Source organism: Salinicola acroporae (assembly GCF_003206615.1).
Classification (GTDB): Bacteria; Pseudomonadota; Gammaproteobacteria; order Pseudomonadales; family Halomonadaceae; genus Salinicola; species Salinicola acroporae.
Genome location: NZ_PZJW01000006.1, coordinates 186,830 through 202,650, shown reverse-complemented (window position 1 = coordinate 202,650; position 15,821 = coordinate 186,830). Strand labels below are relative to the sequence as shown.

Below are 15,821 nucleotides of genomic sequence, written 5' to 3'. Positions count from 1 at the left end.
AATCAGGCGCTTTCGGCCGTCCGCTCCACCAACTGCATCTCTTCATGGGTCAGCAGCTTCTCGATGTCGACCAGTACCAGCATGCGGTCCTCGAGACTGCCGATTCCACTCAGATAATCCGAGGAGAGTGTCACGCCGAACTCCGGTGCCGGCTTGATCTGGTCCGGTGCCAGGCTCATCACGTCGGAGACGCCGTCGACGACGATGCCGACGATGCGATCATCGACGTTGACCACGATCACCACCGTCTGTCCGCCGTACTCGACCTTGTCGAGGTGAAACTTCAGTCGCAGGTCGATGATCGGGACGATGACGCCACGAAGATTGGTGACCCCCTTGATGAAGTCGGGCACATTGGCAATGCGGGTGACGTTCTCGTAACCACGGATCTCCTGCACCTTGAGGATATCGACGGCGTACTCCTCGTCGCCCAGGGAGAAGACCAGATATTCACTGCTCGCTGTGTCATTGGCGAGGGCGTTCGTGTTCGCTTGTGCGCTCATGCTAGCGATACCTCTTGCAGGTTTTGATGTTTCGCCTCGTAACGCTGCTGCGACTTGCGTCGATCGAGACGATGAAGATCGGCAATGTCGAGAATCAAGGCCACGCTGCCATCACCGAGGATGGTGGCGGCGGAGATTCCCGGCACTCTGCGATAGTTGGTTTCGAGATTCTTGACCACGACCTGTTGCTGGCCGACAAGGTCGTCCACCAGCAGTGCATAGCGACGCCCCTCGCCCTGGACGATGACCGCGATGGCCTCGGTCAACTCGGTCTTGGCGCCAGTGACGTCCAACGTGTGATGCAACGCGATGATGGGAAGGTACTCGTCGCGCACCTTGAGCAACTGGTCGTCGCCGGCCATCGAGTAGAGGTCCTCGGCCTGCGGCTGCAGAGACTCCAGCACTGCGTTCAACGGCAACAGGAAGGTTTCGTTGCCGCATCGAATCGACATGCCATCCAGGATCGCGAGCGTCAGCGGCAGCACGATCCGGGTCGTCGTGCCCTGGCCCGGCTTGCTCAGGATCTCGACGTGCCCACCCATCTCCTGGATGTTGCGCTTGACGACGTCCATGCCCACGCCCCGCCCGGAAACATCGCTGACCTGCTCGGCGGTGGAGAAACCCGGCGCGAAAATCAGTTGCCAGACATCGTCGTCGCTCATGGAGTCGGTAACGGGCAGACCGCTGGATTTCGCCTTGGCCAGGATTCTCTCGCGATTGAGCCCGGCACCATCATCGATCACTTCGATCAGGATGTTGCCGCCCTGATGCTGGGCTGACAGGGTCAGACGCCCGGTCGGTGATTTGCCGGCGGCTTCACGCTTGTCCGGCGACTCCAGGCCATGGTCCAGGCTGTTCCTCACCAGATGGGTCAGGGGATCGATGATGCGTTCGATCAGGCTCTTGTCGAGCTCGGTGGACTTGCCCTCGGTCACCAGTTCGACATCCTTGCCCAGCTTGGCCGCCAGGTCCCGGACCAGGCGGGGGAAGCGGCTGAACACGTAGTCCATGGGCATCATGCGAATCGACATGACCGATTCCTGCAGATCTCGGGCGTTGCGCTGCAGCAGGTTCATGCCGTTGACGAGCGGCCCGTGGGACACGATATCCAGGTCGCTGGCCGTCTGCTCCAGCATCGACTGGGTGATGATCAACTCGCCGACCAGGTTGATGATCTGATCCACCTTGTCCACCGGTACCCGAATGGTGCTGGATTCGCTGCCCTTGGCGCTTTTCCCGCCTGATTTGCCGGGCGCTCGCGATGGCGTTGCGCTGCCCTTCGGCTCGACTTTATCCGGTTCGGGGAGATCATCGGGCGCCACCGCGGAGATCGGTTCACTCTTGGGCATCGCCTCGGAGGCTGCCGGTGCCTGAGGCTCCGCAAGATCCGCGCCACCCCCCGGGGCTTCCACTTCTATCGACAACTGCTCCGGCTCGATGATGAAACAGAGAACGGCTTCGATATCGTCCTTGGATTCGGTGCTATCGAGCAAGACTCGATACCGGGCGACATCGCCGGACTGCGAGGCGATCGTCCCGAAGTGCTGAAGCTCCTCGACCAGCAGCTCCCGGTCATTGTCGCTGACGCCGCTCAGTGTGATCGAAAGCTGTCGTCCAGCGGTCTCGCCGGCGCCATCGCGATCGGCCTCGGCCACTTCGCTGGTCTCCGGCGGAGGTGTCGGTGCCGGCACCGGATCTGGTGTCGCCTTCCCCTTTACCGCTTCGCCCTGCCCCAACTCGTCAAGCGCCATCTGCTGCAGCACGCGGGAGATACGCTCGAACGCCTCCGCGTCGGGCTCGCCACCATTGCGATAGGCATCCAGTTGGTCATGCAACATATCTTTGGTTTCCAGGAACGTGTCGACGATATCGCGCCGCAGTTTGAGTTCGCCTCGCCGCGTATGGTCCAGCAGGTTCTCCAGCAGGTGGGTCGTTTCCTGCAGGACGGTAAAACCGAAGGTACCTGCCCCTCCCTTGATGGAGTGTGCAGCGCGAAAGATCGCGTTGAGATCTTCGCCATCCGGATCGTCGACATCGAGATCCAGCAGCAGGCGTTCCATGTCCGCCAGCAGCTCTTCGGCTTCTTCAAAGAACGTGTCGTAAAAATCGGAAATGTCCATTTGCGGCGTGCCTATACCATTGATATATATGGACTTGAAAAGCCTGCTTCAGAATGCTTCCTCACAACCTCACTCACGATGGCCCGAGCTCGCATCCGATCGCTGCTTACGATGTCCTCACTATCGGCAGCGTCTCTCGACCTCTTTAATCAATTCTTAGCCTGGCGGTACGTGCGGTCATGCATCCGGGGCGCCTCCACCGACACACGACTGTCAGATTGAACCATCTCGGACCAAGAAACTGGCGTCTATAACCGGCTCAGGGCTCACCAACGACGAGGACTAGGCCAAGAGCCAACGTTGTTTCATTTCCAACCCATCTTGCGCGCGGAAGGGGTGGGGAACCGACGGGTGTCATGAACGCTGGTTGCAGACCATGAGTAAAAACAAGCAGGACGAAAAAATCGCAGTTCCGTAGAAACTCGAGCGAATATACCTACCAAACACCAGCCGCAGTGCCCCGTACAAGCTGCCGATCGCCCACGGCCACGCCGACCTCATTCCAGCCCCCTACCATCCTCATCAGTCGGGAAGCCGGCATTGACAGCGCTGATTGGCTCACCTCTGAAATCGAGGACAGCCTCGACGACAGCGGCTACTGTTCCCGATAGCGATGTATTCAAAAGGCCTCGATAACAACCCCGGTAAACCGGGGTTGGCAAACGGCCAGTGCAGCTTCGTCTAAAACGCGGCCCACTCTTCTTCAACCGCTGGATCAGTTTTCGGTGCTTTGCCGGATAAGGCAATGCTGGTCTTTCCCTCGCTTTTGACGATCTTCTCCTTCACTGGAGGTGAGAGGCCATATTTCTCATCGACCTTAAATTTGGCGACCAGACTGGCAAGGTGCTGAGCTTGAATTTCGAGAGAAGTCGAGGCAGTACTGGTCTGCTGGACCAATGACGCATTCTGTTGCGTGACGGAATCCATCTCGCTAACCGCAACGTTGACTTGCTCAATGGCGCTAGTTTGCTCACGCGTCGCGGTTGAGAATTCCTTCATCAGTCCCGAGATTTTACGAACCGACTCGACGATCTGAAGCATGGTTTTGCCGCTGCGTTCAGCCTGTTTTGCACCATCGGCGATATGAGTGGAAGTCAGCGCAACCGTTGCACGGATCTCCTTGGCGGACAAGGCACTACGGCTCGCCAACGCCCGAACCTCATTGGCAACGACCGCGAAGCCTCGCCCCTGCTCACCGGCCCTGGCTGCTTCGACAGACGCATTCAACGCCAAGATATTGGTCTGGAAGGCAATAGAATCAATGACCTCTACCAATTCATCGATTTTTTTCGAGCTACCCGCGATAGTCTGCATGAGCTCTATCGTGAGTTGGATATCCCCGTTACCTATCTCCGCCGTATCGGCAGCACTCGTGGTGAGACGATGCGCCTCGTCCGCCGACTCCGCATTCTGTCGGACCGTCGAAGTGATCTCCTCCATGCTCGCCGCCGTTTCCTGAAGTGCCGAAGCCTGCTGTTCCGTACGGGAAGACAACTCCTCACTGCCGACAGCCATCTCGTTGGCGCCTGTATAGACTTCCCCACTGCTAGCACGGAGAGCGCTCACCAGCTCGCTGAGATTGTGCTGCATCTCATTCATCGAGCCGAGCAGCATCGCCAACTCGTCCTTGCCCTTAGGCTCGACGCTAGAAGTCAAATCTCCCTCCGCCACGCGCCTCGCCAACTCGACGGCCTTCCGTAACGGCAGGACAATACCGCGAGTTATCACTACCGCAAGAATGCTCGCCAGGGCCAACGCCGCCAGAGCCGAAATAATGAGAGACCAAAAGGCAGTCGTGTATTGAGCATCGATCGTCTCGTCAGTTTGCGCCACCCGCTCCTGAACCGTCTCATTGATACTGGTGGCGATTTTCTCCAACTGATAGATCGATTGTTTGTACTCGCCCAGTGCCTCGTTGGCATCAGCCGTCGATATCAGTTGGCCATTCTGGATTTGCTGCACTACCGCGGTGTAGCCAAGTTCATAACTCCTCAGAGCCTCCGCCCCGTCGCGATAGAGTGCCTCGATGGTAGGCGTCTGCGTCACCTGCAGCCCCTTTTCGAGCGTAGCCTGCAGGTTTTGATAAGACGTTACCCATCGATCATGGTAGCTCTTGACCTGATCGGAATTCCCGAGGTTGATCAAGGTATCTTTCTCGAAACGCCGAAGCTCCAGCGCTTGTTTTTCCACGTTTGCTGCATTGAATCCCAGCGCGACATCGCGGTCGAGCGCGACTTGGGCAGTATCCTGAATCGACTTCAAACCGATGATACCGGCCCCCAAGGTTGCCAGTAACAGCAGAAGGATGAGGCCGAACCCGATACCGAGTCTGGTTCCGATCTTGAAATGTGAGAGCATGGCGCGTTCCAGTGTAGGAGATTTCTTACACAATATCGGCCCCGAGCCCGTTACTTGAAGTTACAAATGTTACAAATAATACACTTTAAGAAACATATCGCCTACCTGCCCGCCACATCCGGCAGCATTTGCTCTCAAGCGAACAGCGACTCCCGACCGTACAGCGGGACCAATCGCACTCTATCGCCGATTCACGGATTCTCGCCGGCAGATCTGGCAAAGCCTCTCCCTCCATTTCACCATCACCGGTACCCAGCGCAATCCCTGTGGCCTGCGCAACGCCTGACCATGGTTAACGATCGTCTGCGCGGCCAATGAGAGAGTATCCACTCATCGTGAGTCCGTTCGGCGTGTGGTAGCGGCGATAGCGACATCGTCGGATCTTCGATTCCATGGGCTGGACTCTTGGGTAGAGCCCGCCGGCGTTCCCCATGGATTGAACTTCTTGCGTGGTTTCGCCTTTTTGGATCTTCGTGTCGGTCAGAGCAGTGGGGAGTTTTGTCCGTGAGCGATGCCTGGGAGGTTACTCACTTTTTCTCTGATCTTGAGGAGCGCGCGGGCGATACGAGAATGAACGCTACTGAACTGTCAAAGCCGCTGGATCAGCGGCTTTGTTTCACATGGGAAGGATTTGAAATAACGCGGGGCAGCGATCACAGGAGCCGAGATTTTCATGAGTCACTGACGCGGAGGCTTACGTAGAGGGCGCGGCCGCATCAATTCGATGATTCCTGGCCGAATATTGCAATGCGGCCATCGCCATCGGCCGCTGGAGCGGGAGCCTGGTCCGGAAACGGCGCCTGCTCCTGCTGCTCGATGGCCCGCGCTGCGCGGTTGTCCAGTACCACTATGCTGATACGGCGATTGACATCGTCACTGGGCTGCGTGTTCGGCAGGGTGACCCGGGACCCCATGCCAGCCACCCTCAGCAGCTTGTCGGGGGAGAGGCCGGCCGCGATCAGCTCTCTTCGGGAGGCATTGGCACGATCGGCGGAGAGTTCCCAGTTACTGTATCCTTTCTCGCCCCCGGCATAGGGAAGATCATCCGTGTGGCCACTGATACTGATCGGGTTGGGCATCTCGTTGAGGACCGGTGCGATTCGGCGGAGGATCTTCTGCATGTAGGGCTCCAGCCGATCGCTGCCGAGTTCGAACATTGGCCGTTTGTCGCTATCCACGATCTGGACACGCAATCCCTCCGGCGAGAAGTCCATACGCAACTGCGACCGCAGTTCCTTGAGCTGGGGATCACTCTGGATCACGCTTTGCAGACGATCGCGCAGATAGCGCAGATTGCGCTGTTCGTCGCTTGAGCGCGTCTGTTCGCGGACATTGGTCCGGCGCACTTCACCGTCGGTCTTGGTAGGGTTGTCGCCGCCACCGGGGATGGCGCTGGTACTGGCCGTGGTCTTGTCGCCACCCGTCAACGCCACGGCGAGAGGCGTGCGGAAATATTCGGCAATGTGCTCCAGCTGGCTGGGGCTGGCCGTGGAGAGAATCCAGAGCACCAGGAACAAGGCCATCAGCGCCGTCATGAAATCGGCATAGGCGATTTTCCAGGACCCACCATGGTGCGCTGCCGCCTGAACTCGCTTGCGCTTGATGATCAGCGGGCGCCGCTCACCGCTACCGCTCATGAGCCATCCGTCCCCGTGCCGCGCAAGGTCTGACCGCTGGAGCGTACGTGCTCCTCGAGCTCACTGAAGGAAGGTCTCAGGGCGGTAAACAGCGCCTTGCGACCGAACTCGACGGCCAACTGCGGTGCCAAGCCGTTGAGGCTCGCCATCAGCGTGACGCGGATGCATTGCAGCATCTTGGTCGCTTCGCCCACCTGAAGATTGATGTGATGCGCCACCGGCGTGACGAATCCGTATGCCAGCAGGATACCGGCAAAGGTGCCGACCAGTGCCTGCGCGATCATCTGGCCCATCACCCCGGCGCCCTGGTCTGCGGCGCCCAGCGCATGCACCACCCCCATGACGGCGGCGACGATCCCGAACGCCGGCAAGCCATCACCGACCGCCGACAGCGAGTGAGCCGGCATCTCCGCCTCGTGCTGGAACGTCTCGATCTCGTGCTCCATCAGCGCATCGATCTCGAACGGGTCCATGTTGCCACTGACCATCAGGCGCAAGTAATCGGTCAAAAACGCCATGATCATCGGGTCGGAGAGAATCTTCGGGTAATCGGCGAAGATGGCGCTATCCTGCGGCGAGTCGATATCGCGCTCGATCGCCAGCATGCCATCTCGACGAGCCTTGGTCAGAAGCCGGTACTGGAGCGCCATCAACTCCATGTACATCATCTTGTTGTAGCGCTTGGTGCGTTTGAGTTTCGAGAATGAACGCAGAGTGGCCTTGATCGCCTTGCCGTTGTTGGCACAGACGAAGGCACCGAGCGCTGCGCCAATGATCATGACGAACTCGGCGGGTTGGACCAGCGCGCCAAGATGACCGCCGATCGCGACGTAGCCACCGAACACGCTGCCTAAAACGATGATGTAGCCGACTAAGATCAGCACGGAGCGACTCCCGTATACATTACATGGCGAACCTGAAGACTGTATCGGCAGCGGACCCGGTGGGCTTGAGGGTGGGAATATCAGAAAAACGTCATTCGCCGAAAGCTTACGACGAATGGCTAATCCTCAGATGACGACAGGCACAAAAAAAGCGGGCGATGAAGCCCGCTTCGGCAGCGCGTTGCCGTTAGATGGCCAGGCGTTTCGCCAACGGTATCTCGACGGGGGTGAAGGTGCGCTCCAACGGCTTGGCGACCCGTTTTGCCTTGCGCGTCTTTCCTGCCCGAGATGGCGGCTGGCAGATCCCACAGACGTAGTCATGTGCGGGACTATGAGCATGGGCAACGAACTGGCCGTGACAGCCTTTGCAGCGGGACAGCTGCAGGAGATCGCTTTCGAAGAACCGAACCAGCGTCCAGGCACGGGTCAGCCCCAGTGTCGCTTCCACGCCATCCAGTGACACTTGCTCCAGATAGAGCCGGTAAGCCTTGACGAAGGCGCTCATCCGCTCGCATCCCAACTCACCATTGAGACGGCGATAGATATTGTAGAAAAGCGAGGAATGAATGTTCGGCAGCCAGGTCACGAACCAGTCGGCCGAAAACGGCAGCATGCCTTTCGGCGGCGACATCCCCTTGACCTCCTTGTAGAGCTTGATCAGCCGCCCACGACTCAGGTCGGTCTCCGTCTCAAGGACCTGCAATCGTGCGCCCAGCTCGATCAGTTCGATCGCCAACTGAACCTGAAACATCTCCGCGACGAGACTCTTATCAGCCATGACTCAGCTCCTCTGCTGCACGGAGGACGGAGCGCGGCCCGCGCCGGCCATCAACAGCGCCGCATGGGTCTGCTCGAGCCCCTGCGCCCGAGGATTGTGTACCAGCAGGTTCAGCTTGTCGGCGTCGGTGAAGCGCAGGTGACAAAGCAGCTGGTTGGTGCGAGATAGCTGCGTCAACTGTTTGATCGACAACTGCCCGATGGTGTCGGCCAGGTCGGCATTGAGGTCGAGCCGGAACATCGCGGACTCTCGATCCTCGTTGAGCAGACGCTGGACCAGCAGCAAGTAGGATAGATTGAGATCCTGAATGTCGTCGAGAAGACTGTTGGAGTGCATCACTAGATTCCCTGCGTATGGTTTTATTGGCACCAGTTGATCAGGTGCTCCGGGTTGCTACTGTTGGCGCTATACATCAGCTCTTCATGATGAACCAAGTTTGCTACTTTTTGATGAAAAAAAGCAAGCAGTGTTACAAAATATGTCCATAGGTAACTTGACCTTTGGTTGCCGCCATGGACAGAGTTATCTAAACGATTGATCTATATCTCAATATCTTCAATGGATCGGGCGAAAAACCTAATTAGAATTCGGCCTCCGGCACCGGGCAGTTACACAAAAAATGCCGAATCGTTGAATTGTGCAACCGGAAATAAACGCTAATTCGACTTTTCCGTACCCAGGGAACGGTCGACCTGCTCAATCCAGACCAGAAGCTCGGCGATGACTTGATAGAGGGACTCCGGAATCCGAGCATCCAGATCGACCTGCATCAGAAGCGCGACCAACTCCGGTGAGTCATGCACGAATATCCCTTCCTGGTTGGCAAGCTCGATAACGCGCTCGGCGAGGTTCCCGTACCCCTTGGCGACGACGCGCGGTGCGTCGTTACGCTCGCCGCTGTACGCCAAAGCCACGGCCCGCCGTCGCGCGTCATGCTCCCCATCACCACTCATGCCCGCCTCCCAAGCGCCAGATCCACCTCCAGGCCCAGCGACGACAATCGCTCCCGAAAGGGCGAAAGCTCGACCTCCATGAACTCCCGGGCCGACGCCTCGGCGGGGGAGATTTCAACCTGCAGGGAGGCGTCGTGCCGCGTGCGAAAGACGATATCGATAACGCCCAGGGAGGGTAAGCGAACCTGAACCTCGGCACGCCAGTCGCTGGCGCCCCCCTCCTCGCTTTCCTGCTCGCGGCCGCCCCGCGCCCCCTCCTGATCGTCGTCGCGCACGATATTGGGCGGAATCTCGCTCAAGACCATCACCATGGGGACGCCCGGCAACAGCTGACCCTCCCAGCGAAGACTGGGGGCGGCGATCACCTCCAGCTGCTGGCGAACCAGCGACTGAAGAGTGTCCGAAGGAGACTGAGATAGCTGATGGGCACGCGTCATCGACGCCGAGACCTGCGCATCCGGGTCGCCTTTCGTGGACATCGTCATGGCATGCGTGGCACCAGCAAGTCGTGCGGCACTCGCCTGGCCGGGCGTGTCACCAGGCAATGCCGCGACACCACCCTTCGAGACTCCCGGCAGATTGGACGCGCCACCCCGGCTCGCGCCTTGGGGCGCGAGGCTCCAGCCGTGGAGGCTGGGCGTGGGCGAAGACGGCGAAGTGAAGGCAGGACGGAACGTCAGACTCAGCCAAGCTTGTGGTTCCCGCATCAGCGCGGCGCGAGGATACTGCCCCGCCATCCAGCGCAGCAGGTGAGACTCATAGAAAACGCCACTTTCCCTGACGCTCTGCGACAGGGCCGCTGCCAATGCCTGCGGACTATCGCCGGGCTGGAGCAGCAACGAAAGGAGTGGTCTGATCGATGGCGACTGGGTGGAGGGAAATCGCGCAAGGATATCCGCGATCTCGTTCGCGGCGTGACTCAGGTGCAGCTGTGTCGATGAGGCATCGATTCTGCCGGTCGCCGCGGGAGAGCCAGACGCATTGCCGGCGGCATTGCCAGGGAGCGGCACGCTCTCCCTCGCACCCGTCTGCTGATGCAATCTCGAGTCGCTGCGCGCGGGCTGGATGGCATCGGACGAGGTGGCCGCCGATACCGGCAAGGGCTGATCCTTGATGATCGGGGTATCGACACGCTTGCCAAGGACTTGATGCAGCAGGGTGTCGAGTATGGGAGTGATGCCGCTCACGGCCGCTCGTCTGGCGGTACCGAGCGCAGTCGCGAGGCGATGCTGCCCCTTCCAGCCTGATAGACCTCACCTAGAGCCTGCTGTCGCCGGGAACTGCCAATGAGATGGCTCAATTCTTCGCGCCTGGCTTCCAAGGCACGCCGGGTCTCGGCATCCTGCTCGAGGATGCGCGCGAGCAGCGCCATCTTCTCCTTGCGCTCTGCATCGCTCGACGGCTCTTCACTGTCCTCGCTGCGCAGGCGCTCCAGCGACACCAGGTAACCGGCTTCGCACTGTACCAGCGCCTCCCAGTCCTGCTCCCGCGCCAGGCCAAGCATCCGACTCGACGTTTCAAGCAACTGACGGTACTGGTCGACGACCGACACGGCTGATCTCATTCGATCACACTCCTGCCAACGACGATGCGGCGGGCGAATGCCGAAGCTCGCGCCAGCCGGATCCAATATTGTCTAGCAGTGATGCCGCCTGGTCCAGCTGGTTCACGTCGTCACGCAAATTGGCCTGCACCAGTTGCCGAGCGACATAATCGTACAGTTGCGCAAGATTCGCGGCGATTTCACCGCCACGCTCGTGATCCAGAGCGGCCGCCAAACCGTTGTTGACGATATCGATCGCCTTGGAGATGGCCAGCCCCTTGGCCGAACGGTTGCCATCCTGCATATGCAGCCGGGCACTGCTGATGGCGGCCTGCGCCCCATCGAACAGCATGACGATCAGTTGGTGGGGGTCTGCGGACATCACCGCCGATTCGACGCCGACCCTGGCATAAGCGCCGGCACCCTGTCGGGAATTCATCATCGTTGCGACCTATTACTGGTTGAGCTGCGCGTTCAGGGCATTGAACTGCTGGGTCAGGTAATCACTGGTGGAATTCATCTGGGAAACCAGCGAGTCGAGGCCAGCGAACTGGGAGCGATAACGAGCGACCGTTGCATCGATGGACGTCTGCATCCGCGTATACCGGTCGCTCAAGCGCTCGAGCGAGGTATCGATACCGTCGGTGGCAATCTTCAGCAGCCCGTCGTCATCCAGAATCGTCCCCATGGTGTCGTCGACGCTGGCAGCGAAGCCGCCCTCACCCTCGATACCGGCGAAGAACTGGCTGACAGCTTCACTGTTGTTGGACATGACGTCGGCGAGCTTGTCGTCGTCGACCTTGAGCGTGCCATCCAACTGACGCTCGATACCGAGATCCGACAGCATCGAGAATTCGCCCTCACCACCGCTGTAGCTGAGCACGCCACGAAGGCGCGACTCGATGCTGCGCATGGTCGAATTGCCCAGTAGCACGCCGGCCGTATCGGAGTCCGAATCGTAGGAGGTGAGAGTATCGGCGGTGTCCTGGAAGCTGTTGTAGGCAGCGACGAAGTCGTTCACCGCCTTTGTCATCGACTCCGTGTCCTTGGACACGCTGAGCGTCTGCGCGCTTTCCGTCGTCGATGTCAGGTTGAAAGTGACGCCCTCGAGGGCCCCTTCGACGGTATTGGATTGGCTAGTGATCGAGATCCCGTTGACTTCGAGTTTTGCATCCTGCGCCGGCACCGTCTCGCTGAACCCGAAGAGGTCGTCGTTGTCGGTCACCTGGATCGATGACTGGGTTCCCGTCTCCGCGGACGTCAGCGTCAGTTGATACTGGGAGCCGTTGAACACGATCGATGCAGTGGCACCGGTATCGGCCTTGTTGATGGCGTCCCGAATATCTTCCAGCGAATCGTCACTACCGATGGAGATGTCGACCGACTCGTTTCCCCCGACACTGAGCCCCAACGTGCCGGATTTGCCGAGCGCTTCGGTCTTGTCGGTGGTCAAGCCGCCCGATGCCAGGGATTGGGCCTGCGCCAATTGTGAAACATTGACCTGATAACGCCCCGAGACGGCGTCACCGCTGATGTTGGCGGTCACGCCATCGCCAGTCATCGAGCTGGTGACCGCGGTGAAGGTTTTCGGATCACTCAATTTGCCGACGGCGTCGCGCAGTGCCGTCAACGAACTCTCGAGCGTTCCGAAAGCCGACAGTTTGGTCTTGTAGCTTTTCTGCTGGGTGACGATCGGCGTAAGCTTCTCGTTCTCCGCCGTTCTCAGGTCATCGAGCAGCCCGCTCAGGTCCAGCCCGGAACCGATCCCCAGTGACGATATGGTAGCCATGTAACCTCTCTAAGCCTTGACGCCATTTGTAACACGCCGATCGCAACGGCAGACGCCGATTAGGCGCACTTTCACGCGTCAATTTGCTCATCGGCTGCTGAAGGGGGAACTTTAGCGTCGCCTGATCTTCTTTTTCTTCCCGTTCGGGAAGACAGCCACCTTGGGTGGCCAGACGACCACTGGATAGGCGATCATAGGCCACCGACAATTTGCCACTCTCTGGAGAAGACATGGACGCGAACTCCCTGCATGCCGATTATCGATTGTGGCAGCGCTTTCAACGGCAGGAACAACTGGGGCGCGAGCATCAGGCAGCCCTGCGCAAACTTGCGGATACCGGCGCCATGGCGTCACGGGTCACTGAAGCCTATCGCAGCATGGCGGACCGCGCTGCCAAGGAAGGCGCCAGCTATCGAGCCCTGTTTCAACGACGGCGTGACAGTGGCGAGAATCTCGCCTGCGAAGGCTGGTTGTTCGTGCGTCGTGTATTGGCGGAAGGCGGGACCACCCGCATCCGGGCCACGCTGTTCGAGACGTTCACGCTGGAAGAGGGGGATATCACGCCTTCCGCGGAGAGACCGATAAAGATCACGCTGGATATCTATGACGAACTCCTGGTCCAGAAAAGCATGAAACTGGGTTGCCGCACCGACCGTCACGACGACGAGAGAGATACGCGCTTCATCACTTTCCTCGATAGCGTGCGCGGCGATCTTCACCAGTACCTGTAACGGTTTCAGTCAGGCTCGATCCGAGCTTGATCAACAATGAGCCTCAACCGACCTAGGGAGACCTCTCCATGGCCAATCCTCTCCACCCGTCAAAAGTCCATTTTTCCGCACTGCCCCTGGAAAACCTGGATGGCGTCAGCGGTATCGTTCAGCCTGTGACACAGACCCAGTCGGTGACGCTGGAAAGCTCCGCCGCGATGCTGGTCACGGATTTCAGCGTCAGTCATCCCTATACCCTGCCGACCGGGAGCTCTATCTCCCAGGCGCTGGAAACGATGAAGCAGGCCGGTGTCCGGCTACTGATGCTGGTCAACGCCAGCGGCAACTTCACCGGCGTGATCAATGCCCGCGAGTTGATCGGCGGTCGCCGTATCACGCTGGCGATGCAGAAACACCAGATCGGTCGGGACGAAGTGACTGCCGAGATGATCCAGACGCCACGCAGCGAACTGCATTCGCTCTCCTACTCCCGGATTTCTCATGCCAGCGTGGGCGATCTGGTGGAAACGCTGAAGACATCGGGTGACCAACACGTGCTGATCACCGAACCGGATGGCAGCGGCGCTTCGAGGATTCGCGGCATCATTTCGGCATCCAATATCAGCCGTGCGCTGGGGGTCGATTTCAACCATCCGCCGGAAGCTCGCACCTTCTCCGCGATCTGCCACGTCATCCTTGGCCACGACCTCTAGACGCATCATGAACTCCGCGACCGACAACCATGCCCTTCCCATTCTGGTCATCTACACCGGTGGAACCATCGGCATGCGTGAAAGCGACCGGGGTCTGGTGGCCGCAGGCGATTTCGAATCCCGCATGGCGGCGGCGCTGTCGACGTTGCCACCCGACAGGCAGCGCAAGCTGCCACGACATGTCCTGTGGGAAGCGGCCAGCCCGATCGACTCCAGCAGCGCCACGCCCGTCGACTGGGTGGCTCTGGCGAGCATGATCGCCGAACGATATCGGGATTTCTCGGGGTTCGTGGTGCTGCATGGAACCGATACGCTCGCCTGGTGCGCGACCAGCCTGGCTTTTCGACTCCAGGGCCTATCCAAGCCGGTCATCGTGACGGGGGCGCAAAAACCGCTGGAAGCCGCCGATAGCGACGCGCTCGACAACCTCGAGGCAGCGTTGCGGTTTGCGGCGGAGAGCGTTTTGAGAGAGGTCTGCGTCAGCTTCGGCGGTCGCCTGATGAGAGGATGCCGTGCACGGAAATGGTACACGGAGTCCAGTCTTGGATTCGAGACGCCGAACTGGCCGCTGCTCGGCGAGATGGTGGATCACGCCCCTGTCCTGTACTCCTCACGCTGCTGGCAACACCGAGGAGCACCGCAATTCGAGCTAGCCGCCACGCCACTTCCCGACGTCGTGCGCCTGCTCCTGTGGCCGGGCATCCGCGCCAGGGACGTGGCTCGGTGGCTGGACGACGACCAGATCAAGGGCGTTGTCATCGAGTGCTGGGGGAGTGGCAATCTACCGGAAGATACGGAGCTGATCGGCGTGCTGGCGCGCGCCGCCTCGACGGGCAAGACCATGGTCGCCATCAGTCAATGCCCGGTCGGAGGGGTGAATCTCGACGTCTATGCCACCGGTCGGACACTGACGGAGATTGGCATCTTGTCCGGCGATGACATGACGCCGGAAGCCGCGCACAGTAAACTCGCCCATCTGCTGGCCCAGGCGTTGTCACCGGAGGAACTCAAGCAGCGTTTCCTGACGCCCCTCGTCGGCGAACGAGGCGCCTTCGCGACATAGCCTCGGGTGGCGCCAAATCCTATACCAGTCCGATTGCCCTGCCACAGGTTGACAGCATGACATCCTCGACTTCTCACTCCCCATCCGAGCCGGCCGTGGTCATATACTCCGGTGGAATGGACTCCTACACCGTCCTGCATCGCGCCATCCGCGACGGGTACACGGTCCATGCCTTGTCGTTCGACTACGGTCAGCGCCACGCTCGTGAACTCGACGTCGCCCGCCGCGTGTGCGAGGAGCTGGGAGTGTCTCACCGGGTCGTCGACATCCGCGCCATCCACCAGTTGATCGGCAATTCGGCACTGACGGATAGCAGTCGCGCGCTGCCCAGGGCGGACTACGCCGAAGACAATCTGGCCGATACCGTGGTACCCAACCGCAACATGATCCTGCTATCGCTGGCAATCGGTTATGCGGTCAACATCGAAGCCGCTGTCTGTTTCTATGGCGCACATGGCGGTGATCACGTCCTGTACCCCGACTGCCGACCGGCGTTCGTCGACCGCATGAACGACGTCGCCGCCATCGCCAACTTCGAATCGGTCAGAATCGAAGCGCCGTATCTACATAGCGACAAGGCGAGCATTCTCAGCGACGGGATCGAGATGGGACTCGATTATGCCCGGACCTGGACCTGTTACCTGGGCGGAGAGACCGCCTGTGGCGAGTGCGGCAGCTGCCGAGAGCGACTCGACGCCTTCGCCCGCGTCGGACTGGAGGATCCGATTCCCTACGCACTGCCAGACCGGCACTAGGGGGGGTCGAAATTG

Annotated in this window: 16 protein-coding genes; 4 read left to right on the top strand and 12 right to left on the bottom strand. The window is 59.7% G+C overall.

All coding sequences use genetic code 11. The features are described from left to right. Nucleotides 1-2 precede the first annotated feature (2 nt). The 12 genes from cheW to fliD form a co-directional block, all read right to left on the bottom strand. Nucleotides 3-503: a chemotaxis protein CheW gene (gene cheW / locus DOM54_RS10330; RefSeq protein ID WP_110716244.1), complete on the bottom strand. Its 501-nt coding sequence runs from the start codon at nucleotides 501-503 to the stop codon at nucleotides 3-5. Beyond that, nucleotides 500-2,623 (bottom strand): chemotaxis protein CheA, encoded by a 2,124-nt coding sequence (gene cheA / locus DOM54_RS10325; protein ID WP_110716243.1) that lies wholly within the window; start codon nucleotides 2,621-2,623, stop codon nucleotides 500-502. Before cheA ends, cheW begins: the two co-directional genes overlap by 4 nt. 681 nt (nucleotides 2,624-3,304) lie before the next feature. Continuing rightward, complete coding sequence (locus DOM54_RS10320) at nucleotides 3,305-4,981, bottom strand: methyl-accepting chemotaxis protein (protein ID WP_110716242.1); 1,677 nt, start codon at nucleotides 4,979-4,981, stop codon at nucleotides 3,305-3,307. Nucleotides 4,982-5,697: 716 nt separating this feature from the next. Further along, nucleotides 5,698-6,618 carry a flagellar motor protein MotB gene (gene motB, locus DOM54_RS10315; RefSeq protein WP_110716241.1) on the bottom strand — a complete coding sequence of 307 codons (921 nt, stop codon included), beginning with the start codon at nucleotides 6,616-6,618 and terminating at the stop codon, nucleotides 5,698-5,700. Then, entirely contained in the window at nucleotides 6,615-7,502 is an 888-nt protein-coding gene (gene motA / locus DOM54_RS10310; RefSeq protein WP_110716240.1) for a flagellar motor stator protein MotA, read from the bottom strand. The genes motB and motA overlap by 4 nt, the downstream gene beginning before the upstream one ends. Before the next feature lie 187 nt (nucleotides 7,503-7,689). Beyond that, nucleotides 7,690-8,280, bottom strand: a complete 591-nt coding sequence (flhC, locus tag DOM54_RS10305; protein ID WP_110716239.1) for a flagellar transcriptional regulator FlhC — start codon at nucleotides 8,278-8,280, stop codon at nucleotides 7,690-7,692. A gap of 3 nt (nucleotides 8,281-8,283) precedes the next feature. Further along, entirely contained in the window at nucleotides 8,284-8,616 is a 333-nt protein-coding gene (gene flhD, locus DOM54_RS10300; RefSeq protein WP_110599379.1) for a flagellar transcriptional regulator FlhD, read from the bottom strand. Between the two features lie 320 nt (nucleotides 8,617-8,936). Then, nucleotides 8,937-9,233: an EscU/YscU/HrcU family type III secretion system export apparatus switch protein gene (locus DOM54_RS10295; protein WP_110716238.1), complete on the bottom strand. Its 297-nt coding sequence runs from the start codon at nucleotides 9,231-9,233 to the stop codon at nucleotides 8,937-8,939. Then, nucleotides 9,230-10,420: a flagellar hook-length control protein FliK gene (locus DOM54_RS10290; RefSeq protein WP_110716237.1), complete on the bottom strand. Its 1,191-nt coding sequence runs from the start codon at nucleotides 10,418-10,420 to the stop codon at nucleotides 9,230-9,232. Before DOM54_RS10290 ends, DOM54_RS10295 begins: the two co-directional genes overlap by 4 nt. Next, nucleotides 10,417-10,797 (bottom strand): flagellar protein FliT, encoded by a 381-nt coding sequence (locus DOM54_RS10285; RefSeq protein ID WP_110716236.1) that lies wholly within the window; start codon nucleotides 10,795-10,797, stop codon nucleotides 10,417-10,419. Before DOM54_RS10285 ends, DOM54_RS10290 begins: the two co-directional genes overlap by 4 nt. Before the next feature lie 4 nt (nucleotides 10,798-10,801). Then, entirely contained in the window at nucleotides 10,802-11,215 is a 414-nt protein-coding gene (gene fliS, locus DOM54_RS10280) for a flagellar export chaperone FliS (RefSeq protein ID WP_110716235.1), read from the bottom strand. Nucleotides 11,216-11,230: 15 nt separating this feature from the next. Next, the gene (fliD, locus tag DOM54_RS10275) at nucleotides 11,231-12,565 is read right to left on the bottom strand and encodes a flagellar filament capping protein FliD (RefSeq protein ID WP_110716234.1); all 1,335 of its coding nucleotides are present in this window, start codon (nucleotides 12,563-12,565) and stop codon (nucleotides 11,231-11,233) included. Nucleotides 12,566-12,795: 230 nt separating this feature from the next. On the opposite strand from fliD, the gene DOM54_RS10270 reads away from it, so the two are divergent. From DOM54_RS10270 to queC, 4 genes are all read left to right on the top strand, one after another. Then, nucleotides 12,796-13,296, top strand: a complete 501-nt coding sequence (locus DOM54_RS10270) for a hypothetical protein (RefSeq protein WP_110716233.1) — start codon at nucleotides 12,796-12,798, stop codon at nucleotides 13,294-13,296. A gap of 68 nt (nucleotides 13,297-13,364) precedes the next feature. After that, a complete protein-coding gene (locus DOM54_RS10265; protein WP_110708781.1) occupies nucleotides 13,365-13,988 on the top strand; it encodes a CBS domain-containing protein in 624 nt (207 codons plus the stop codon). A 7-nt stretch (nucleotides 13,989-13,995) separates the two neighbouring features. Continuing rightward, entirely contained in the window at nucleotides 13,996-15,051 is a 1,056-nt protein-coding gene (locus tag DOM54_RS10260; protein WP_110716232.1) for an asparaginase, read from the top strand. Between the two features lie 56 nt (nucleotides 15,052-15,107). Beyond that, on the top strand, nucleotides 15,108-15,806 hold the full coding sequence (gene queC / locus DOM54_RS10255) for a 7-cyano-7-deazaguanine synthase QueC (RefSeq protein WP_110716231.1): 699 nt from the start codon (nucleotides 15,108-15,110) through the stop codon (nucleotides 15,804-15,806). Nucleotides 15,807-15,821: the final 15 nt, after the last annotated feature.